The organism is Bradyrhizobium sp. WYCCWR 13022 (assembly GCF_030435535.1).
In the GTDB taxonomy this organism is placed as follows: domain Bacteria; phylum Pseudomonadota; class Alphaproteobacteria; order Rhizobiales; family Xanthobacteraceae; genus Bradyrhizobium.
The window spans coordinates 149085-171259 of record NZ_JAUIZJ010000048.1 but is presented as its reverse complement, the minus strand read 5'-3'; the positions used below and the strand labels follow the sequence as shown (position 1 = coordinate 171259).

General features: G+C 65.4%; 18 protein-coding genes and 1 pseudogene. 10 read left to right on the top strand and 9 right to left on the bottom strand.

The window, feature by feature from the left end; genetic code table 11:
* Positions 1 to 66 precede the first annotated feature (66 nt).
* Positions 67 to 1587 carry a PAS domain-containing sensor histidine kinase gene (locus QY049_RS37760; RefSeq protein ID WP_194482356.1) on the top strand — a complete coding sequence of 507 codons (1521 nt, stop codon included), beginning with the start codon at positions 67 to 69 and terminating at the stop codon, positions 1585 to 1587.
* 76 nt (positions 1588 to 1663) lie between these two features.
* Here the strand turns inward: QY049_RS37760 and QY049_RS37755 are convergent, their stop codons facing one another.
* From QY049_RS37755 to QY049_RS37740, 4 genes are all read right to left on the bottom strand, one after another.
* Complete coding sequence (locus tag QY049_RS37755) at positions 1664 to 1963, bottom strand: acylphosphatase (RefSeq protein WP_194482355.1); 300 nt, start codon at positions 1961 to 1963, stop codon at positions 1664 to 1666.
* A complete protein-coding gene (locus QY049_RS37750) occupies positions 1960 to 2826 on the bottom strand; it encodes an oxaloacetate decarboxylase (RefSeq protein WP_301270617.1) in 867 nt (288 codons plus the stop codon). The genes QY049_RS37755 and QY049_RS37750 overlap by 4 nt, the downstream gene beginning before the upstream one ends.
* Before the next feature lie 145 nt (positions 2827 to 2971).
* On the bottom strand, positions 2972 to 4987 hold the full coding sequence (locus QY049_RS37745) for an acetyl/propionyl/methylcrotonyl-CoA carboxylase subunit alpha (protein WP_301270616.1): 2016 nt from the start codon (positions 4985 to 4987) through the stop codon (positions 2972 to 2974).
* A gap of 176 nt (positions 4988 to 5163) precedes the next feature.
* Positions 5164 to 6282 carry a putative zinc-binding metallopeptidase gene (locus QY049_RS37740; protein WP_301270615.1) on the bottom strand — a complete coding sequence of 373 codons (1119 nt, stop codon included), beginning with the start codon at positions 6280 to 6282 and terminating at the stop codon, positions 5164 to 5166.
* A 214-nt stretch (positions 6283 to 6496) separates the two neighbouring features.
* On the opposite strand from QY049_RS37740, the gene QY049_RS37735 reads away from it, so the two are divergent.
* The 4 genes and pseudogenes from QY049_RS37735 to QY049_RS37720 all read left to right on the top strand — a co-directional run bounded on the left by QY049_RS37735 (position 6497) and on the right by QY049_RS37720 (position 12026).
* On the top strand, positions 6497 to 8974 hold the full coding sequence (locus tag QY049_RS37735) for a PAS domain S-box protein (RefSeq protein ID WP_194482351.1): 2478 nt from the start codon (positions 6497 to 6499) through the stop codon (positions 8972 to 8974).
* 12 nt (positions 8975 to 8986) lie between these two features.
* Entirely contained in the window at positions 8987 to 9427 is a 441-nt protein-coding gene (locus QY049_RS37730; protein WP_301270614.1) for an EamA family transporter, read from the top strand.
* 67 nt (positions 9428 to 9494) lie between these two features.
* Positions 9495 to 10750 (top strand): annotated as a pseudogene (locus tag QY049_RS37725) (MFS transporter).
* 25 nt (positions 10751 to 10775) lie between these two features.
* On the top strand, positions 10776 to 12026 hold the full coding sequence (locus QY049_RS37720; protein WP_301270613.1) for an arsenic transporter: 1251 nt from the start codon (positions 10776 to 10778) through the stop codon (positions 12024 to 12026).
* 9 nt (positions 12027 to 12035) lie between these two features.
* Here QY049_RS37720 and QY049_RS37715 read toward each other — a convergent pair whose 3' ends face one another.
* Both QY049_RS37715 and QY049_RS37710 read right to left on the bottom strand, forming a co-directional pair.
* Complete coding sequence (locus QY049_RS37715) at positions 12036 to 13400, bottom strand: MFS transporter (protein WP_194482346.1); 1365 nt, start codon at positions 13398 to 13400, stop codon at positions 12036 to 12038.
* A gap of 40 nt (positions 13401 to 13440) precedes the next feature.
* Positions 13441 to 14208 (bottom strand): GntR family transcriptional regulator, encoded by a 768-nt coding sequence (locus QY049_RS37710; protein WP_301270612.1) that lies wholly within the window; start codon positions 14206 to 14208, stop codon positions 13441 to 13443.
* Positions 14209 to 14386: 178 nt separating this feature from the next.
* Here QY049_RS37710 and QY049_RS37705 point away from each other — a divergent pair, with 178 nt between their 5' ends.
* From QY049_RS37705 to QY049_RS37695, 3 genes are read left to right on the top strand one after another with little or no spacing between them, the layout of a single operon-like run.
* Positions 14387 to 15586 (top strand): mandelate racemase/muconate lactonizing enzyme family protein, encoded by a 1200-nt coding sequence (locus QY049_RS37705; RefSeq protein WP_194482344.1) that lies wholly within the window; start codon positions 14387 to 14389, stop codon positions 15584 to 15586.
* Positions 15587 to 15598: 12 nt separating this feature from the next.
* Positions 15599 to 16366 (top strand): SDR family oxidoreductase, encoded by a 768-nt coding sequence (locus tag QY049_RS37700; protein WP_301270611.1) that lies wholly within the window; start codon positions 15599 to 15601, stop codon positions 16364 to 16366.
* 24 nt (positions 16367 to 16390) lie between these two features.
* On the top strand, positions 16391 to 17422 hold the full coding sequence (locus tag QY049_RS37695; protein WP_301270610.1) for an L-idonate 5-dehydrogenase: 1032 nt from the start codon (positions 16391 to 16393) through the stop codon (positions 17420 to 17422).
* Here QY049_RS37695 and QY049_RS37690 read toward each other — a convergent pair.
* Positions 17419 to 17856 carry a DUF2380 domain-containing protein gene (locus QY049_RS37690; protein ID WP_367401210.1) on the bottom strand — a complete coding sequence of 146 codons (438 nt, stop codon included), beginning with the start codon at positions 17854 to 17856 and terminating at the stop codon, positions 17419 to 17421. The genes QY049_RS37695 and QY049_RS37690 overlap by 4 nt on opposite strands.
* Before the next feature lie 186 nt (positions 17857 to 18042).
* Between QY049_RS37690 and QY049_RS37685 the strand changes: the two genes are divergently transcribed.
* Both QY049_RS37685 and QY049_RS37680 read left to right on the top strand, forming a co-directional pair.
* Positions 18043 to 19428 (top strand): histidine kinase, encoded by a 1386-nt coding sequence (locus QY049_RS37685; protein WP_301270609.1) that lies wholly within the window; start codon positions 18043 to 18045, stop codon positions 19426 to 19428.
* Positions 19425 to 20078, top strand: a complete 654-nt coding sequence (locus tag QY049_RS37680) for a response regulator transcription factor (RefSeq protein WP_258766575.1) — start codon at positions 19425 to 19427, stop codon at positions 20076 to 20078. The genes QY049_RS37685 and QY049_RS37680 overlap by 4 nt, the downstream gene beginning before the upstream one ends.
* 9 nt (positions 20079 to 20087) lie before the next feature.
* Here QY049_RS37680 and QY049_RS37675 read toward each other — a convergent pair whose 3' ends face one another.
* Both QY049_RS37675 and QY049_RS37670 read right to left on the bottom strand, forming a co-directional pair.
* Positions 20088 to 21050 (bottom strand): MBL fold metallo-hydrolase, encoded by a 963-nt coding sequence (locus tag QY049_RS37675; protein ID WP_301270608.1) that lies wholly within the window; start codon positions 21048 to 21050, stop codon positions 20088 to 20090.
* A 44-nt stretch (positions 21051 to 21094) separates the two neighbouring features.
* Complete coding sequence (locus tag QY049_RS37670; protein WP_194482338.1) at positions 21095 to 22078, bottom strand: VOC family protein; 984 nt, start codon at positions 22076 to 22078, stop codon at positions 21095 to 21097.
* Positions 22079 to 22175 lie beyond the last annotated feature (97 nt).

Sequence of the window (22175 nt, the reverse complement as noted above, 5' to 3'; positions counted from 1 at the left end):
AACGTTCCAGAAACCTGGAACCAAACGCCCTCTGGAACGTTTGCCCCCGTCGAGGTGGGGTCCGGAATGGTGAAAAAGTCCAGTCAACAGAGAGACTTGTTCGAAAGCGAACGGAGTTTCCGGCTGTTGGTTGAGGGAGTCGCGGACTACGCCCTCTATATGCTCGATCCCAACGGGATCATCACGAGCTGGAACATCGGCGGCGAGCGGATCAAGGGCTATTCGCCAGACGAGATTCTCGGCCAGCATTTCTCGCGCTTCTATACCGAGACCGACCGGGCCAACGGCAAGCCTGCCCGTGCGCTCGGCATCGCGCGCGACCAGGGACGCTACGAGGAGGAAGGTTGGCGCGTCCGCAAGGACGGCACCTTCTTCTGGGCGAGTGTCATCATCGACCCGATCTACGAGGACGGGGCGCTGGTCGGGTTTGCCAAGATCACCCGCGACATCACCGAGCGCCGGAACACCCAGATCAAGCTCGAGGCGATGCAGACGCAGCTTGCGGAGTCGCAGAAGTTCGACGCCCTCGGCCAGCTCACCGGCGGCGTCGCGCACGACTTCAACAATCTGCTGATGATCATCAGCGGCAGCCTTCACATTCTGAAGAAGGGTGACCCTGACGATTCCAAATTCCAGCGTGCGATCCTGGCGATCGAGACCGCCGCCAAGCGCGGCGCCGCGCTGACGGGGCAGCTCTTGAGCTTTGCGCGGCGGCAGAGCGTCAATCCGCAGGCGATCCGTTTCGGCGATCGCATCGAGGCGATCCGCGAGGTGCTCCATGCCGGCGTCGGCAGCGCGGTTCGCCTCGCCTTCGACATCGGGCGCGACGTCTGGCCGGTCAAGGCCGACATTTCGGAGTTCGAGACTGGACTGCTCAATCTCGTCATCAACGCGCGCGATGCCATGCCCGACGGCGGCACGGTCACCATCGGCGCGCATAACATCGTGCTGGACGATCCGCTCCATCGCGGCGAATACGTCGCGATCACCGTCGCCGATACCGGGCTCGGCATCCCCTCCGACGTGGTCGACAAGATTTTCGAGCCGTTCTTCACGACCAAGCCGGTCGGAAAAGGCACTGGCCTCGGCCTGTCACAGGTGCACGGCTTTGCGCATCAGGCCGGCGGCACGGTCAAGGTCTCGAGCGAGCTCGGCAAGGGCACGACCTTCACCATCCTGCTGCCGCGCGCGACCGCAGCCGCACTGAGCGAACCGCCTGAGACGCTGCCAGTGCGCGGCAGCGGCACGGTGTTGCTGGTCGAGGACAATCCCGACGTCGCCATCGTCAGCATCGGCCTGCTGGAACAGCTCGGCTATCACGTGCGCCGGGTTGCGGATGCGGAATCCGCGCTACGCGAGCTCGAGAACAACGGCGTCGACTTTGTCTTCTCCGACATCGTCATGCCCGGCAAGATGGACGGGCTCGGCCTCGCCCATCATCTGCGCCAGACCCATCCCGAACTGCCGATCCTGCTCGCAAGCGGCTACAGCGAAGCCGCCGCCGGCGTCCGCGGCGACTTCCCGATCCTGCGCAAGCCGTATGAGATCCACGAGCTGAGCGAAGCGATTTCGAAGCTGCCGAGGTGATACTACCGCCTCCACGGCCTCATCGCCGGGCTTGTCCGGACAAGCCCGGCCATGAGGACCTTCTTTGAGGCTGCACTCACACCGTCGGCAACACCGAAAACGCCTCCCCTGTCCTGCGCAGGCTCAGTTCATCCACGCTCGCCGTTTCGCTCGTGACGTTGTCCACGCGGGACGACGGCGGGCCGTGGCGACAGAGCGCGACCATGTCGGCGACATGCTTCGGCGATCCGGCGAACAGCGCCTCGACGCTGCCGTCGCTGCGGTTGCGGACCCAGCCTTCGAGGCCGCTCGCGGTCGCCTGGTACTCGACCCAGGCCCGATAGCCGACGCCCTGGACGCGGCCGCGGATCATGACCTGCAGGATTGCCCGGCTCATTTTTTCAATCCGAGAAGGTCAGCGCTGCGCGCCCTGACCTCGGCGTCGCGCATGACACGACTGGTCAGCTCGGCTGACGGCAATCCCTCGAGAGCCTTCGGCAACGTGCCCTCGCGCAACGCCTTCTGGACCTCGTAGACGGCCTGCATGGCCGCCGCGATCGGTGCGTGGCCCTGAAGCGCAATGCGAACGCGCCGGCTCGCGAGATAGTCGATCGCACTCAGCTCATCCGGCGCGCCGCCGAGCACGATGGGAAGACGCGTCGCGTCCACGATGGCCTCGAGTTCCGCGCGCGACTTGATGCCGGTGAAGAACAGCGCATCGACGCCGGCGGCTTCATAGGCCTTGGCACGGCGGATCGCATCCTCGATCGAGGTCATCGAGGCCGCACCGGTGCGGCCCATGACGACGAGCGAGGAATCGCCGCGCGCGTCCAGAGCGGCCTTCATCTTGCCGACGCCCTCCTCCAGCGGGATCAGCTGGGCTTTGGCTTCGCCAAAGGCCGCCGGCAGCAGCGTGTCCTCGATGGTGAGGCCGGCGGCGCCCGACGTCTCCAGCTCCTGCACCGTGCGGCGCACGTTGAGCGCATTGCCATAACCGTGATCGGCATCGACCAGCACCGGAAGCACCGCCGCACGCGACATCCGCCGCATCTGCTCGGCAAGCTCGGTGAGCGTGATAAGCGTGACGTCGGGGTCGCCGAGCACCGCGAGCGAGGCGACCGAGCCGCCGAACATGCCGAGGGGAAAGCCGAGGTCCTCCGCGATGCGGATCGAGATCGCGTCATAGACCGAGCCGGGATGGACGCAAGTCTCGCCCGACAGGATGAGGCGCAGTTTTTCGCGGCGGGAACGAAAGGCCATGGTGCCCTCTCTCAATTCCTCATCCCGAGGAGCGCCCTCTCGCGCGCGTCTCGAAGGATGACGGCCTGGTGGCCTCGCCCTTCGAGACGCGTGCCAAGGGGCGCGCTCCCCAGGGTGAGGGTCTCCTATTGTCCTCCGGAGCGCCTTACGCGAACTCCAAAATCAGCGCATCCACCGCGAGCGTGGCGCCGGCGCTGGCGTGGATCTTCTTCACGGTGCCGTCCTGCTCGGCGCGCAGCACGTTCTGCATCTTCATGGCTTCGACCACCGCAAGCGTCTCGCCGGCCTTGACCTCCTGCCCCTCGATCACCGCAATCGAGACGATGAGGCCGGGCATCGGGCAAAGCAGCTTCTTGCCGGTGTCGGAAGCCGTCGTCACCGGCATCAGGCGTGCCGAGGCCGCTTCCGCTTCGGTCCAGACATAGACCGGTACCTCGACGCCCTGATGCGCCAGACGAATGCCGTTGGCGATCGGGCGCGTCTGTACCGCAATGAAGTGACCGTCGATGGTGCCCTGCCAGACCGGATCGCCCGGCTTCCAGGGCGACTTCAGCAGATGCGCATGGCCGGCCTTGCCGTCGGCATCGACGAAACGGATCGCGATGGCGTCTCCTTCACGCGCGACCTCGAGCTGGATTTCCTGCCGATCGAGCCAGACCGCGCGACGGCGTTCGCGCTGCACGACACGCCCGCCCATCTGGCCGGAGATCTGCCGCTTGCGCTCACCCAACACGTGATCGATGGCGGCGCCGACCGCGGCGATGCGGCGCGCGACTTCGCCTTCGGGCACGCGCACCGCAAAGCCCTTGGGGAATTCCTCGGCGATGAAGCCGGTCGAGAGCCGGCCCTCGCGCCAGCGCGGATGGTGCATCAGCGCCGACAGGAACGGGATGTTGTGCCTGATGCCGTCGACGTAGAACGAGTCGAGCGCAGTCGCCTGCGCTTCGATCGCAGCCGCGCGCGACGGCGCGTGCGTGACCAGCTTGGCGATCATCGGATCGTAATGGATCGAGATCTCGCCGCCTTCCTGCACGCCGGTGTCGTTGCGCACGGTGATGCCGTCCTGGCTCGCTTCCGCCGGCGGGCGGTACTTCACCAGCCGCCCGATCGAGGGCAGGAAGTTGCGGAACGGGTCCTCGGCATAGAGACGCGACTCCACGGCCCAGCCGGTCAGCGCGACGTCCTTCTGCGCCAGCGCGAGCTTCTCGCCGGCGGCAACGCGGATCATCTGCTCGACGAGATCGATGCCGGTGACCAGCTCGGTGACGGGATGCTCGACCTGGAGGCGCGTGTTCATTTCCAGGAAGTAGAAGCTCTTGTCCTGTCCGGCGACGAATTCGACGGTGCCGGCGGAATCGTAGTTCACGGCCTTGGCCAGTGCGACAGCCTGCTCGCCCATCTTGCGGCGGGTGGCTTCGTCGAGCAGCGGCGACGGCGCTTCCTCGATGACCTTCTGGTTGCGGCGCTGGATCGAGCATTCACGCTCGCCGAGATAGATCACGTTGCCGTGCTTGTCGCCCAGCACCTGGATCTCGATGTGGCGGGGATCGACGATGAACTTTTCGATGAAGACGCGGTCGTCGCCAAATGACGCCTTCGCTTCCGCCTTCGCAAGCCCAAATCCCTCCGCGACCTCCTGGGTCGAGTAGGCGATGCGCATGCCCTTGCCACCGCCGCCGGCAGAGGCCTTGATCATCACGGGGTAGCCGATCGCGTCGGCGATCCTGACCGCATGCCTGGCGTCTTCAATCACGCCGAGAAAGCCCGGCACGGTCGAGACGTCGGCGTTCGCGGCCGCCTTCTTGGACTCGATCTTGTCGCCCATCGCGGCGATCGCGCCGGGGTTCGGACCGATGAAAACGATGCCTGCGGCTTCCAGCGCCCGCGGGAACGCCTCGCGCTCGGAGAGAAAGCCGTAGCCGGGGTGCACGGCCTCGGCGCCCGTCTTGCGGCAGGCCTCCACGATCTTCTCGATGACCAGATAGCTTTCGGCCGCGGCCGGCGGGCCGATCAGGACGGCTTCGTCGGCCATCTCGACATGGAGGGCGTCGCGGTCGGCCTCGGAATAGACGGCGACCGTCTGAATCCCCATCTTGCGGGCCGTCTTGATGACCCGGCAGGCGATTTCGCCGCGATTGGCGATCAGGATGCGTTTGAACATGATTGTCTTGAGCTTCGTCCCTTGGGCGGGACCCTACCCCACGCCGTTGGCGGGCCGGTGGGACGGGGCCGTATCCTGTGGTGGTACAGCAAAATCGGCCGGAGGCAACGGTCTAAATCCGCCCCGCTCTGGCGTACCAACGCAAGACCGGCAGGCTCGGTGAGCCACCGGCCGGCCTATGCTTTTCCGTCCCTGGCGCTATCCTTGGTCCCGTCCTTGGTCCTGTCCTTGATCCGGTCCTTGGCCACGTCCCGGACCAGGCTGTGAATGAAGCCCAGTTTGGCGACCACAGCCGGTGACAGGATGAACGGATAGAGATCACGCAGGCCCATGGCGCGATTGACACTGTTCATCGCGAAGGTGAAGGGCAGCCATGCGTCGACGATCGCCTGGACGTCCCGCGCCTCGTAGGGGTTGAAACGGATCCGCGTCGACAACTCCCCGTCGCGGTCGACCTTCGGGCGCACCTCCATGCCGAACTCCGAGGCCATTTCCAGTGTGTCGACGATGTGGAGGTAGTGCGCCCAGGTCTCCGCGAAATCTTCCCAGGGGTGCATGGTGGCATAGGCCGAGACGTAGTTCTGCTGCCAGTCCGGCGGCGCGCCTTCGGCATAGTGGCGTTGCAGCGCCTCGCCGTAGTCAACGGAATCATCGCCGAAAACCGCGCGGCATTCGTCCAGCCTGCGGCCCTCACGCACCAGCACGTCCCAGAAATAGTGGCCGACCTCGTGGCGAAAATGGCCGAGCGGCGTCCGGTAAGGCTCGCCCATCTCCAGTCTGCGCCGCTCGCGCTCGATGGTGTCAGTCTCGGTGAGCGCGATCGTGATCAAGCCGTTGTCATGGCCGGTCATGACTTTCTGCCCGCTGTTGGGATCGTCGGCGAGGAAGTTGAAGATCAGCCCGTGCTCGGGATTCTCCTGCCGGGTCTGGAGCGGCAGCTTCCAGCGGATCAGGGAATAGAACAGCCGGTGCTTCGCCACCTCCAGCTCGCGCCAACCGCCCAGTTGCGGGGGGGCAGAGAGGTCAGGCACGATGCCGTTGTGGCGGCAGGCGCGGCAATAGCCGGTGGTATCGGTAGCATCGGTCAGCCAGTTGCAGGCGTCGTACTCGGCATTGCGGCAGAGCATGCGGCGTTCGCCCTTGTCCGCGAGCGTCCTCCAGCCCGCTCCATCAGGCTCGATCGCCGACATCGTCTCCTTCTCCGGCAGGAAGGCGACGCGGTGGCCGCAGCGTTCGCAGGCGCGGTTCTCGAAATAGAGAACGTTGCCGCAGTCCTGGCAGACAAAGAGCTTCAAGGTTTAGCCTCTTCGGAAAGGGTGTCTTGCTGGTATCAAATATGACGCCCCGCAGATACGCGCGCCGACTGCTCATCGTTCCAATTTCAGGAACAAATAGCCAGCTCCCGCGTTCGCTCATGCCAGCCACGCCCGGTGCGGCTGGCGTTTCCTGATCAATTCCCTTTTGAGCAATGGCTATCACGCTGTGTCTGTGTGAGTATCTGACCGGCACGTGCGCTCCAGCATCACAACGGCCGACGCCTTGAACGATCCTTTGCCCGAGACCCTTGCCGCCGAAAGGCTGCGCCAGCACCTCGAAGAGATCGCGCGCGAGCGCGACAACGCCTATCATGCGCTCCAGGAGCGGGAGGCGGAGCTGGCGCGCATCCAGCGCATCGGCAAGGTCGGTGGACTCGAGGTCGATTTCCGCGAAGGCTTCAAGAACCGCCGCTCGCCGGAATATCTGATGATCCATGGGCTGCCGCCCGAGGCCGCCGACGAGACGCATGAGGACTGGGTCAGCCGCATTCACCGCGACGACCGCGACGCCACCGTCAAGCATTTCTTCGATGCGCTGGCCGGCACCAGCGAGGACTACACCGCCGAATACCGCATCATCCGCCCGAGTGACGGCCAGACCCGCTGGATCCGCGTCGTGGCCAAGATCGAGCGCGACGCCGACGGCCGCGCCATCCGCCTGGTCGGCGCGCATATCGATGTCACCGACCAAGCGCTCGCGCGCGAGACGCTGCGCGAGAGCGAGGAACGCTTTCGCCTGATCGCCGACAGCGCGCCGGTGCCGATCTGGGTGACGAAGCTCGACCGCACACGCTCCTTCGCCAACCAGGCCTATGTCGACTTCGTCGGCCTGCCCTACGAGCAGGCCATCGCCTTCGACTGGCGCAAGGTCCTGCACCCGGACGACCTGCCGCGCGTCCTGCAGCAATCGGTTCAGGGCGAAGCCTCGCTCAAACCCTTCGTGCTGGAGGCGCGCTACAAGGACGCCTCGGGCGAATGGCGCTGGCTGCGCTCGGAATCGCAGCCGCGCTGGGATCCGACCGGCAAGCACATCGGCTTCATCGGTGTCGCCCACGACGTCACCGTTGCCAAGCAGGCCGAGATCGAGCTGCGGAAGCTCAACGAAACGCTGGAAGAGCGCATCGTCGAGCGCACCGCCGAGCTGGAGTCCAACGAATCCCGGCTACGCGCGATCCTGGCGACCAGCAACCAGTATCAGGGCCTGGTCAATCTCAAGGGCGAACTGCTTTACGCCAACCGTACCGCCCTGGACGGCATCGAGGCGGACTCGGCGGACGTGATCGGGAAGCCGTTCTGGGAAACGCCCTGGTTCACCGCCACCCACGGTATGAGCGCCGCCGTGCGCGAGGCCTTCGACACCGTGCTGAGGGGCGAAGCGGTGCGGATGGAGATGCGGCTGCGGCTGCCCATTGGCGAGCGCGATTTCGATTTCGGCATGCGCCCGGTGCTCGACCGCCACGGCAACATTACAGGCGCGGTGCCCGAGGCCGTCGACATCACCGAGCGCCGCCGCGGCGAGGAAGCGTTGCGGCAGTCGCAGAAGATGGAGGCGATCGGCCAGCTCACCGGCGGTGTCGCGCACGACTTCAACAACCTCCTCACCATCATCCGCTCGGCGACCGACTTCCTGCGCCGGCGCGAGCTGCCGGAGGAGCGCCGCCGCCGCTATGTCGACGCCATCTCCGACACCGTCGAGCGCGCCTCAAAACTGACCGCGCAGCTGCTGGCCTTCGCGCGACGGCAACCGCTGAAGCCGCAGATCTTCAATGTCGGCAGCCAGGTCGAGGGCGTGGCGCAGCTGGTGCGGCCGCTGGTCGGCGGCCGTATCGAGATCGTCGTCGAGATCGACGACCCCGACTGCTTCACCATCGCCGACATCGCGCAATTCGAGACCGCGCTGATCAACCTCGCCATCAACGCCCGCGACGCCATGGACGGCGAAGGCCGCCTTACTATTTCGGTGCGCAAGGTTCAGGGCATCCCGAACCTGCGTGCGCAATCGGCGCGCGGCGGCGACTACGTCGCGATCTCGGTCGCCGACACCGGCGGCGGCATCGCGCCCGAGAACATCGACGCGATCTTCGAGCCGTTCTTCACCACCAAGGAGGTCGGCAAGGGCACCGGCCTTGGCCTCAGCCAGGCCTTCGGCTTCGCCAAACAGTCCGAGGGCGACATCGCGGTGACGAGTACGCCTGGCAAGGGCGCAAAGTTCACGATCTATCTGCCGCAGGCACAAAGCCCGGCCGCCGAGAAGGAAGCGGCGTCGCTGACCAGCGAAGGCGCGACCACCGGGCGCGGCTATCGCGTGCTCGTGGTCGAGGACAATGACGATGTCGGCCAGTTCTCGACCGAGCTGTTGGAGGATCTCGGCTACGTCACCCGCCGTGTCGCCAACGCCAACGCCGCGCTCGCCATCCTCGGCGAGAACGAGTTCGCGGTCGATCTGGTATTCTCCGACGTCATCATGCCCGGCATGAACGGCGTCGAGCTCGCCGGCATCATCCGCGAGCGCTATCCGGGCCTCCCCGTCGTCCTCACCTCGGGCTACAGCAACGTGCTCGCCGAAAACGCCCATCGCGGATTTGAATTGATCCAGAAGCCGTATTCGGTGGAATCGCTCTCGCGCATTTTGCGCAAGGCGATTACGGAGAAGCTGTCGGTGGCAAGGTAAGAGATATCTCACATGAAACCCGCCCTCTTCTCCGCCTGGCAGACCTGGGCGTTGCTCTCCGCCTGCTTTGCCGCGCTGACCGCGATCTTCGCAAAAGTCGGTGTCGAGAACATCAATCCCGACCTCGCCACCTTCATCCGCACCATCGTGGTGCTGCTCGCCTTCTCGGTGCTGCTGTTCTTCACGGGGCAGTTCGCGGTGCCGTCGGCGGTGTCGTCGAGGACCTGGTCGTTCCTGGTGCTGTCCGGACTCGCCACTGGCGCTTCGTGGCTTTGCTACTTCCGCGCCCTGAAGCTCGGGCCAGCCACGCTGGTGGCACCGATCGACAAGCTCAGCGTCGTGCTGGTGGCGCTATTCGCCTTCGTCTTTCTCGGTGAACGGCCGACGGCGCAAGGCTGGGTCGGCATCGCCATGATCGGTGCGGGCGCCGTTCTCCTGGCCGTGAAGTTCTAAGCCGGGAACAAAGCTGATGTGAGATCGGTTTCTGCCGGGGCGCTTCCCTGCCTCGATCGAGAGACCAATGTCGAGCGAAAACCCCGATCAGGCAAGGCAGGCCGGCCACGCGCTGGATGCCGCCAACTTCTTCCTCGCCGACGTCCGCGACGGGCTCGGCCCCTATCTCGCCGTCTATCTCCTCACGGAGCAGCACTGGCACGAGGCGCGCATCGGTCTCGTGATGTCGATCGCAACCATCGCCGGCATCGTCGCGCAGACGCCGGCCGGCGCGCTGGTCGATGCGACGCGTGCGAAGCGGACGGTGATGGCGGTCGCCGCCATCATGGTGACGGTGGCGTCGCTGTCGCTGCCGTTGTTTCCGACGTTCCTGCCGGTCGCGATCTCGCAAGGCGTCGCACAGGCGGCCGCCGTCATCTTCCCGCCGGCGATCGCGGCCGTCTCGCTCGGCATTTTCGGTCATGCCGCCTTCACCCGAAGGATCGGCCGCAACGAGACTTTCAATCACGCCGGCAACGCCGTCGCGGCCGGGCTCGCGGGCGTGTCCGCCTACTGGTTCGGCCCGACCGTGGTGTTCTATCTGCTTGGCGCGATGGCGATCGCGAGCCTCATCAGCATCCTTGCGATCCCGGAACGAGCCATCGACCACGACCTCGCCCGCGGCTTGGACGAGGCCGATACGCATAGCGAACAGCCGTCAGGGCTTAGCGTTCTCCTGACCTGCCGCCCCCTGCTCGTCTTTGCGATCTGCACGGCGCTGTTCCACCTCTCCAATGCAGCAATGCTGCCGCTGGTCGGGCAGAAGCTGGCCCTCCAGGACAAGAACATGGGCACCAGCCTGATGTCGGCCTGCATCGTGGCAGCCCAAATCGTGATGGTCCCGTTCGCAATGCTGGTCGGCGCGCGAGCCGACCGCTGGGGCCACAAACGCTTCTTCCTCGCGGCACTGTTGATCCTGACCGTTCGGGGCGCGCTCTACACGCTCTCGGACAATCCGTTCTGGCTGGTCGGCGTGCAGTTGCTCGACGGCGTCGGCGCCGGCATCTTTGGCGCAATCTTCCCCGTCATCGTCGCCGATCTCATGCGCAACACCGGACGCTTCAACATCGCGCAAGCATCGGCGCCGCGCTGTCGACGACACTGGCCGGCTTCGTCGTGGTCGGCGCCGGCTACAGCGCAGCCTTCATCACGCTTGGCGCGGTTGCAGTGATCGGCGCCGTCATCTGCCTCCTCGCTTTGCCCGAGACGCGCCAAATCGCCGATGGCGGTCCGCGGCCACGGGGGAAGACAGCGGGATCGGCTTCCGCTATCGCTGCCGAATGAACTCACTCCATCCTAAGGATTGAACGTGCCATCTGACGCCATCTGGGCCTGGAGCATCATCGTCGTCGCGACTGCTTGCGTCATCATCCGCCCTTTTCGCCTGCCCGAGGCGATCTGGGCGGTGCTCGGCGCCGGCGCGCTCGTGCTGCTCGGTCTCCTGTCGTGGCAGGATGCGCTTCTCGGCACCGAGAAGGGCATCGACGTCTACCTGTTCCTGATCGGCATGATGCTGATCGCCGAACTGGCCCGGCTCGAAGGCCTGTTCGACTATCTCGCCGCGCTTGCGGTGGAATATGCCGCCGGCTCGCCGCAGCGGCTGTTCCTGCTGATCTACATCGTCGGCACGGTCGTGACCGTGTTGCTGTCGAATGACGCCACCGCGATCGTGCTGACGCCCGCCGTCTATGCAGCCACGCGCGCGGCCGGCGCAAAGCCGCTGCCTTATCTGTTCGTCTGCGCCTTCATCGCCAACGCCGCAAGCTTCGTGCTGCCGATCTCCAACCCCGCCAATCTCGTCGTGTTCGGCGCACGCATGCCGCAGCTCAGCGAATGGCTGCGCCTGTTCGCCCTGCCCTCAGTGGCCTCGATCGTGCTCACCTATATCGTGCTTCGCCTGACCCAGCAGCGCGCGTTGAAGGAAGAATCGATCGCGCGTAGCGTGCCACACCCCAAACTCGGCCGCGGCGGCAAGCTGACGGCCGTCGGTATCGTCGCCATCGGTGTCGTGCTGGTCACGGCCTCCGCGCTCGACAAGCAACTGGGCCTGCCGACCTTCATCTGCGGCGTGGTCACGGCCGCGATCGTGCTGCTGATCAGCCGCCAATCGCCGCTGCCCGTGCTGAAGGGCGTGTCCTGGAGCGTGCTGCCGCTGGTCGGCGGTCTCTTCGTGATGGTGGAGACACTGATCAAGACCGGCGTGATCGGCCAGCTCAGCGCACTGCTGCATCAGGCTGTCGCGCAATCAGCCCCAAAAGCCGCCTGGAGCGTCGGTATCGCCACCGCCATCGCCGACAACATCGCCAACAATCTGCCGGTCGGCCTCGTCGCCGGCTCCGTGGCCGCGAGCGATCATCTGCCCGCGCCCGTTGTCAGCGCCATCCTGATCGGCGTCGATCTCGGGCCCAACCTGTCGGTGACAGGCTCGCTCGCTACCATCCTCTGGCTGGTCGCGTTGCGGCGGGAGAAAATCGAGGTCGGGGCCTGGCCATTCCTCAAGCTCGGCATGCTGGTGACGCCGCCGGCCCTGATCGCGGCCTTGGCTGCCGCGATCAGGTAACTTGCGAGATCAGTCGTTCTCGTAGCCGTACACTTCCGGCAGGATGAAGATTGCCGCACACAACCCGATCAGCGGGAAGATCGCGACCATCAGCGTGGCATTGGCCTGCCCGATCGCGGCGAATACCGTCGGGAACAGAAAGATCGCCAGAAACGACGGCAGCTTCACGAACATGTAGGCAAAGCCGCTGGCGGTGCCGCGGTACTTCGGCTTGGCGACCATGGTCGGGATCGTCATGCAGTTCGACGCGTCCCAATAATGGCCCCACAGCATCGCGGCGGCCGCGAACGGCAGCAGGATCTTGTTGTCGGTATAGAGCGCGAAAGCCGCGACCAGCAGCGAGACCAGCACGATCGAGAAGCCCGCGATCGAGATGCCGCGGTGGCCGATCTTCGGCGTCAGCAGCGGACCGACCCAGCCCGACACGGCGGCGAAGGAGAACAGCGCCATCGTCACCAGATTGATGCCGAGCACGCTCGACACGCCGACCATGACAAAGAGCACCGGCAGATAGAACGCGAAGGTCGAGAACTCGCTGGCTTGCACGAAGCAGGCAATCCAGCCGTAGATCGTCGCACGCCAGCGGATCGGGTCCTGCTTGAGGTCGGCGAGGAAGGCGCGGGTCGAGACCTTCGGCACCACCACGTCCTGGTCGGGCAGCATGGCGAGATCGTCGTTGAACATCTCGCGCGCGACCTGCTTGGCCTCGCGATAACGCCCCTTCTGCACCAGCCAGACCGCCGTTTCCGGCACGTCGTGACGCATCACCAGGATGATCAGCGCCGGCAGCGCACCGAGGCCGAGCGTCACGCGCCACAGCGTCTCGTGGTTGATGTCGAGCAGGAGGAAGATCACGATGACGCCGATGGTCAGCACTTCGCCAACGGCGAACATGAACTGCCAGCGGTTGCCCATGACCTCGCGCTCACCCTTGGCCATGGATTCCATGATGTAGGTGTAGCCGGTCGAGATGTCGGAGCCGAGCGGAACGCCGAGCAGGAAGCGGATCACGATGAGCCAGGTCACGTTGGGCACGAAGGCCTGCGCCAGCGCCAGCACGATGAACATCACCATCGTGACCAGGAACATCACGCGGCGGCCGATCTTGTCCGACAGCCAGCCGCCGAGCAGCGCGCCGATCAGCGCACCACCTTGCGTGCCGGCCGCGGCAAGGCCGAGCATCAGTGGATCGGGATTGTACTGCTCCTTGATGAAGATCAGGACGAAGGCGATCGAGTAGAGATCCCAGGCCTCGACCAGGATCGAGGCCATCATCAGCCAGCCGACCTTGTTGCCCTTGGGGCTGTAATTGGTGATGAGATAGCGGACCGCGGCTTCGCTCGCGGTCGGTTGTGGCATGGCCATCGTCGACATGTTTGGTCCCTTCTTCAAAACTCTTAGGCGCCTAGTCCTGCTATGTGCCGAGCAGCGGCTCGATGCTGCAATCGAGCAGGCGCGGATCGATCCCCGCCTCCATGCCCGCAAACATCGAATCCATGAAGTCGATCAGGGCATCGCTCGCCTTCACCGCGTCCTCGACGCGGCGGCCGGCAACGGCCGAGAGAATGGCGAGATGGTGATCGATCGTGCCGGACAAATCGGTCTGTCCCGGCATGAAGCGGTGGTGGATGTAGCCGATGCGGCGATACAGCGTGTGCAGCGGCCGCAGCGTGTGCACCAGGAACGGCTCGCCCGCAGCCTCGAGCACCAGCGCGTCGATGCGGCGGTCGATGTTGTTGAACTCGTCGAGGGTCAAAGTCGCACGGCGCTCGCGCAGCAGACGCTCGATGTGCAGTGCCTGATTGCGGTGCGAGAGGCTGGCGCGATCAGCCGCGAGGCGAATGACGAATCGCTCCATGTCGCGGCGCAAGGCCAGCAGCATGCGCTCGCGCGCCAGATCGATCGGCGCAATATGCAGGCCGTGACGCGGACGAATGATGATGAGCGTGTCGGCGGAGAGGCGGTTGACGGCATGATGCACCGGCGTGCGGCCGAAGCCCGTGATCTGCTGCAACTCGAGCATGGTCATGAACTGGCCGGGCTTGAGTTCGCAATGAACGAGCAGCTCCTCGATCTTCTGATAGGCCAGCTCGAAGAAGTTGAGACGGTTGCGCCGCGAGGGCCTGCCCTCGCCGTCGTCCTCTGGTCTCACCACCTCGAGCGCGCGCTTGCGCCGTGCCATGTTTGCCTCCCGTCCGCCCGCGCTGTCGTTCGCAAGGCGGCGCTTGTTTGTGGCACCCTTAAAACATGTTGTGATATATTACAAGCAGGCGTAAGACTCCCCCCGACGGCCCGCAACGTGCTGCGGTGCAAAATGAACAAGACCGGCGCGAGGCGCCTGTGACGGGAGGACATCTGCCGTGAAGATCACGTCGATCGAGACGCTGCGCACCGAGGAATTTTCCAACGTCATCTGGGTGCGCGTTCACACGGATAGCGGCGTGATCGGTCTCGGCGAGACCTTCTATGGCGCCGGCGCGGTCGAAGCGCAGATCCACGACACCTTTGCCGGCCGCCTGCTCGGCCGCAATCCCCTGCACATCGAAGCGATCCATCGCGACATGCTGAACCTGCCGATGGCGCAGTCCTCGACCGGCGTCGAATACCGCGCGGCGTCGGCGATCGACATTGCGCTGTGGGACCTGTTCGGCAAGGTCTGCAATCAGCCGGTGCACCAGATGCTCGGCGGCCTCTGCCGCGACAAGCAGCGCATCTACAACACCTGCGCCGGCACGCAATATGTCCGCTCGACCAATATCAGCCCGGTCGCAAATTGGAATCTCGGGGCCAACAAGGGTCCCTATGAGGACCTCGACGGCTTCATGAACCGCGCGGATGCGCTCGCCGAAAGCCTGCTGGAAAGCGGCATCTCGGCGATGAAGATCTGGCCGTTCGATCCGGCCGCGCAGGAGAACAAGGGTCTCTACATCACCGCCGCCCAGATGAAGCAGGCGATCGAGCCGTTCGAGAAGATCAGGAAGGCCGTCGGCGACAAGATGGAGATCATGGTCGAACTCCATTCGCTCTGGAATCTGCCAACCGCCAAGCAGATCGCGCGCGCGCTCGAGCCGTACAAGCCGACCTGGTACGAAGACCCGATCCGCATGAACTCGCCGCAGGCGCTGGCCGAATATGCCCGCTCGACCGACGTCTGGGTCTGCGCCAGCGAAACGCTGGGCTCGCGCTTCCCCTACAAGGACATGCTCGACCGCGACGCCATGCACGTGGTGATGGCCGATCTGTGCTGGACCGGCGGCCTCACCGAGGGCCGCAAGATCGCGGCGATGGCAGAAACCTACCACCGCCCCTTCGCGCCGCATGACTGCATCGGCCCGATCGGCTTCATCGCCGCCATCCACATGTCGTTCAGCCAGCCGAACACCCTGATCCAGGAATCGGTGCGCGCCTTCTACAAGGGCTGGTACAATGAGCTCGTCACCACGATGCCCACCATCAAGGACGGCTACGTCTTCCCGATGGAAGGCCCCGGCCTTGGCGTCGACCTTCTGCCCGCCGTATTCGAGCGCTCTGATCTGATCGTGCGCCGCTCCAACGCTTGAGGATTTTTTGAGATGAGCACTGCCCTCTTCGACCTTTCCGGCCGCACCGCCCTCGTGACCGGCTCCTCGCGTGGGCTCGGCCGCGCCATCGCCGAAGGCATGGCCAAGGCCGGCGCCAGGATCATCGTCAACGGTGTCGATCCCAAGCGCGTCGAGCAGGCCGTCGCCGAGTTTCGCGCCGCCGGCCATCAGGCCGAAGGCGCCGCCTTCAACGTCACCGACGAGCCCGCGATCGTCGCAGCCTTCAACGATTTCGACAAGAAGGGCATCGCCGTCGACATCGTCGTCAACAATGCCGGCATCCAGCACCGCAAGCCGCTGGTGGAATTCACCACCGACGAATGGCGCAAGGTGATCGAGACCAACCTCACCAGCGCCTTCGTGATCGGCCGGGAAGCTGCCAAGCGGATGATCCCGCGCAAGCACGGCAAGATCATCAATATCGGCTCGCTCGGCAGCGAGCTGGCGCGCCCCACCATCGCGCCCTACACCGCCGCCAAGGGCGGCATCAAGAACCTGACCCGCTCGATGGCGGTGGAATGGGCCCAGCACGGCATCCAGGCCAACGCGATCGGTCCCGGCTACATGCTGACCGACATGAACGAGGCGCTGGTCAACAACACCGACTTCAACAACTGGCTGATGGGCCGCATCCCCTCCAAGCGCTGGGGCAAGCCTGACGAGCTGGTGGGTGCGGCAATCTTCCTCGCCTCGGATGCTTCCACCTATGTCAACGGCCAGATCATCTATGTCGATGGCGGCATGATCGCCGCGATGTAATCGCGAACACGAGGGAACAAGCCCATGCGCGCCGTCGTCATCCACGCCCCGAAAGACCTCCGGATCGACAACTACCCCGACACGGAGCCCGGCCCGGGCGAGGTCCGCGTCAAGATCGCCAATGGCGGTATCTGCGGCTCGGACCTGCACTACTACCATCATGGCGGCTTCGGCGTGGTGCGCATCCAGCAACCGATGGCGCTGGGGCATGAGATCGCCGGCGTGGTCGCGGCCGTGGGTGATGGCGTTACCAGCGTAAAGGCCGGGACCCGCGTCGCCGTCAATCCGAGCAAACCGTGCGGCCAATGCCTGCATTGCCAGGAAGGCATGCGCAACCAATGCCTCGACATGCGCTTCCTCGGCAGCGCGATGCGCTTTCCCCATGTGCAGGGCGGTTTTCGCGAGTTCATGACGGTCGATGCCACGCAGGCGGTGCCGATCTCCGACAAGCTGTCGCTGGCGGAGGCCGCGGTCGCCGAGCCGCTCGCGGTGTGCCTGCACGCCGGCAAGCAGGCGGGGCCCCTGCTCGGCAAGCGCGTGCTGATCACCGGTTGCGGCCCGATCGGCGCTCTCATGATTTTGGTCTCGCGCTTCGGTGGTGCGTCCGAGATCGTTGTCACTGACGTCGCCGACGCCCCGCTCGCAGTCGCCAGGAAGCTCGGCGCCACGCACGCCATCAATGTCGCGACCAATGCCGCCGCGCTCGATCCCTGGCGCGCCGGCAAGGGCGCGTTCGACACGCTGTTCGAAGCCTCCGGCAATCAGGCCGCGCTGCGTACCGCGCTCGACGTGCTCCGCCCCGGCGCGACGATGGTGCAACTCGGCCTCGGCGGCGAGATGACGCTGCCGATCAACTCGATCGTCGCCAAGGAATTGCAGCTCCGCGGCACCTTCCGCTTCGACCCCGAATTCGAGCTGGCGGTGCGGCTGATGGGCGAAGGCCTGATCGACGTGAAGCCGCTGATCACGGCGACGATGCCGTTCGAGAACGCGGTCGCGGCTTTTGAATTGGCTACCGACCGCTCGCAGTCGATGAAGGTGCAGCTGACCTTTTAGGGCTGCGCCAACGCCGCGATGACCTCGCGGGAGACGAAGACCTCCGCGCGCTCCCAGGACTCGTCGTTGTCGCCTCGGAACGTATAGAGCTTGTCCATCACGACCTTCCTGGCGCCAACGTCGATCACCGCGACCTTGGCCCATTGCACCAGCGTGCTGGTCTTCTGGATGCCGCCGATCACCTTGAACGCCGCCCCCTCTTGCACCGACGGCGCAAGCCGGTAGCGCGGGTCGGCGGCGATGTCTCGCCGGAGCGCGACCATGAACGCCTGCAGCCGCCGCTCATGAGCGGCGCTCTGGTCAACAGGCTCGGCCGAGGTGTCAGTGTAGCTGAAATCGTCGAGCGCAATGGTGGTCTCGGCGGCGACGGCCCGGCCATTCAGCCCGGCCGCAAGAAGAACAAGGAAAGACAGCAACGAGCGGGTACGGTGCATCGCGGGCCTCGCATGACGGAAAGGCCGCAAACTAGGCGGACGCATTACGCACCGCAGCCGTGGCGCTCCCGGCTGGTCCCGGGAAAATTTCACGACGTTGCAGCGCGGTAAGAGTGCCGCTTTGCGCAGGCAGCGTTCTGCCCTTTAATGCGCAGGCGACATACCGTTCGCCCCAGGTGCCCGCTGATGTGGAACCGCCCGAGATTCGATCTCAAGGTCCGTCTGACCTTGCGCGTGGCTGCCGTCTCGGCCGCCTGCTTCACCGCTATATCAGCCTATTTTCTCATCACGGCCGACCGCGCAGCCCATGCGCGCATCGACGGCATCGCCGCCATCGTTGCAAAGACGCTGGAGCTTCAACAGGGCAAGGTGCTCTGGACCGCGAACCCCCGGTCGGACTTTCCCAACCTCGACCCCGTCTCGGCTTATGTGATGACGCCCGGCCTGTGCCTGGCCTTCCGTGGCGTCAGCGGCGAGATGCTGCAGCGCTTCTGTAGCGGCGCGCCTGTCGCGGATGACCCGCCGCCGCAGATCTTCACGGCGTTCTATCATGGCCTGTTCGACCCCGGCCGTGAGGCGGCGCGGCCGGTGATCCTGCGCGGGACAAAGCTGGGTGAGGCCGTAGTCTCGGTCGATCCGGCTGTGCGGATGGCGGAGGCCTGGCACGAGGCCGGCCGCCTGATGCTGGCGCTGGCTATCGCGCTGCCGCTGCTGTGCGTCCTGGTCTACGCCGCGCTGGCCCGCGCCCTGCGCCCGACCCGGATGATCCGCGCCGGCCTGGAGCGGATTGCCGCCAATGACCTCACCGCGCGGTTGCCGCCATTCGATCTCGCCGAGCTCTCCGCGGTGCGCGACGTCTTCAATCATCTCGCCGAAAGCCTCGACACGGCACTCGCCGAGCGCGCCGAGCTGACCCGAAAACTGATCGCGCTCCAGGACGAGGAGCGCCGCCATCTCGCCCGCGAGCTCCATGACGAATTCGGCCAGTCGCTGGCCGCGATCCGCGCGCTCGCCGCCTCCGCCCGCCAGACCGCCGCGCAGGACTGCCCTTCCCTGCTCGGCGAATGCGACGGGATCGCGCGGACCGCGACCGGCATGATGGAGACGCTGCGCGGCGCGCTGTTCCGGCTCCGCCCGCCTGATGTCGAGGAGCTCGGCCTCGTCGCCAGCCTCGAAGGCCTCGTTGCCGGGTGGAACGGCCGCAGCCGCGGTGAGACGCGCTTCTCGATCCGTTTCGACGGCTCGTTCGGGACGCTGCCGGCCACGATCAGTGCCAACCTCTACCGCATCGTGCAGGAGGCGCTCACCAACGCGGCCAAGCATGCCGGCGCCACCAAGGTGAACCTCGAACTGTCGATGTGTGCGGCCGAAATCGCGCTCGCCGTCGATGACGACGGCCGCTCGACCGATCCCGCCGCAAAAGCCGGCATGGGCCTGCTCGGCATGCGCGAACGCGTCGCAGCCCTGCGCGGCCATCTGAGTTTTGAGGCCGGCGCCAACGGCGGCTCCGCACTGCGCGTCGTCATTCCCCTTGTCGCCGCGGGTCCGCAGGCGCTGGAGCACGCGGCATGACCGCGACCATCTTACTGGTCGACGACCACTCGGTTGTCCGCGAAGGCTATCGCTCCGTGTTGCAGAAGCAGCCGGGCCTGCGCGTCATCGCCGAAGCCGGCGACGGCGCGGAGGCCTATCGCCTCTTCAAGTCCGAGGCACCAGATCTCGTCATCATGGATCTCAGCATGCCCGGCATCGGCGGCGTCGAGGCCGTCAGGCGCATCCGGCAATGGGACAAGGCGGCAAAGATCCTCGTCTTCACCATGCACGACAATGCCGGCTTTGCCGTCCAGGCCATCCGCGCCGGCGCACGAGGTTACGTCACCAAGACCAGTCCTCCGGAGACACTGGTGCGCGCGGTGATGGATGTGCTCGCCGGCAAGATCGCGATAAGCCCTGATATCGACCACGAACTGGCGCTCAGCCGGATCAGCGGCGAGAGCTCCGCCGCCGACGTGCTCACGCCGCGCGAGTTCGAGGTGCTGCGGCTGTTGCTCGCCGAGAACACGACGGAGGAGATCGCCGAGACGCTGCATGTCAGCCCGAAGACGGTCGCGAATTTGCATTCGCTGATCAAGGACAAGCTCGGCGTCGGCTCCGACATCGAGCTGGTCCGGCTGGCGCTGCGACAGGGAATCCTGACGCAGCTCGATCTCGGCGACGCTTGAGCGCCCGCGTTACGGCACGAGCTTCGTGCCATCAGGCGCGGACGCCTCGACGTTGTCGCCGATCCTGAACGACATCATGTCGCGACCGACCAGCAACGGTCCGTTGTAGGCGGTGCGCGTGCGCTCGATCAGCGGCTCCTCCGGAATATCGGGTCCGGGCTTCACCGTGCCGAACACGATGTGGGAATAGACCGCGAGCTTCGGCCTGGCTGAGGCAAAGATGCGGCCGGCCTCCTCGGGCGAGGTGTGGTGCGCCTGGATGTCCTTGTAAACAGGATTCCTGACCAGCAGCTCCGGCTCGATCACCGCGACTTCGTGGATCAGCAAATCGGCACCCGCTGCTGCCTTGGCGATCCGCTCGTCATACTTCGTGTCGCCCGACAGCACGACCTTGTGCCCACCATACTCGATCACATAGCCGAACGCCGGCTTGATCTTCTCACCGTGATTGACCTCGATCGCGGTGACCTTGACGCCGTTGTTGTCGTAGACAAGTCCCGGCTCGACATCCTTTGCGGCAAACTCGACCGCCTTGGGATCGAGATGCTCGTCGTCGATACGAATGCGGATGTCGTCGGCGAAGGCTTTGGTCAGGTTCTCCGTCATCGCCACGGTGCCCTTGGGCCCGAACAGCTTCATCGGCCCCTTGCGCGAGGCCCAGGGCGTGGCGAGCCAACCTGTGAGCCACATATCAGGAAGGCCGACGATGTGGTCGGAATGCAGATGCGTGAGGAAGCTGGCGGTGATCGCGCCGAGCGGAATCTTCAGCTTGTAGAGCTGCATGGTCGAGCCGCGGCCGAGATCGAACAGCAGCTTTTCGCTCCCCGCCTCCACCAGCGTCGAGGCGCTGAAACTCGTCGGCCGCGGTGTCGGCACGCCGGTGCCGAGCAGCGTGACCTTGATCGGTTCGGCCGACGCAGCCGTGCTGAACGCGAGCAGCACGAAGCCTGCCCGCAGGAGAGTCCTGAGCATATTGTCCTTCCCTGAGTGTCAGATCATTGCCGCGTGGCCGCGGATCATTCGCGCGCGACCACCGAGTCCAGCCACGCGCAGTTCAGTGGCGGCACGCGCGGATCGGCGACGCGGACGCCGCGGGCCGCAGCATCCAGCCGCATCTCGCGCAGGCGCTTGCGCTGCTCGTCGGGCATGTAGAGACGCTCGTGACCCCATAGTGACGGGCCATCAAACGTCTCGTGCGGCTGCCAGGTCTCGGGATCGATGATCCGTCCGCCCCAGCCATATTCGATGAAGAAGCCCGAGGGCGTATTCACGTAGAACGAGGTCATGTGGTCGTTGGTGTGGCGACCCAGCGTATAGACGACACGGCCATCTTCGAGCTGGGCGAGATCGTAACCCTGGCCGACATCGTCGAGGCTGCCGAGCTCGACCATGAAATGATGCAGCGCCTTGCGGCCCGAGCCGACCATTGCGAAGGAATGGTGCCGGCCGTTGACGTGGAAGAAATAGAGCCCGTAAGGCTTCAGCCCGAAATCGGAGACGTGGAAGCCGAGCACGTCGCGATAGAACGGCACCAGCGGCTCGACGTCCTCGACATTGAGCACGACGTGCCCCATGCCCAGCGCGCCGGTGCGAAAGCCCGAGATCGGCCGACCGGGTCTGAAGGGTTCGCTCGCAAGCTCAGGCGCGCAGAACGCTTCCAGCCGGTTTCCGGCGGGATCCGCGAACGTGATCAGCTCGGCCACGTGCCGCTCGTCGGCGAGTGCGCGCGAGCCGCGCGTCACCTTGACGCCATGGCCTTCCAGTCGCGCCGCGAGCCGGTCCAGCTCGGCGGCAGACGGAACTTCCCAGCCCATGACCGCAAGGCCGGCATCGCTGCTGCCGTCGACGATCAGGCGCTGCTTGCGATCGTCCATGCGAAATGCCCGCATCCTGCCGCCGCGATCGACCTGCTGCATGCCGAGCAGCCCGGTCGCCATTTGGCCCCACTGGTCGAGCTGCGACGAATTGATGCCGATATAGCCGAGCGCGGTGATTTCCATCGAATTCCTCCCGAGGGCATCGCCTTCGCCGCATTGCGGCGAGCTTGATACAGGCCGCGCGCAATCCTACGGTGGCGTCCCGCAATCGCTTCGCGTT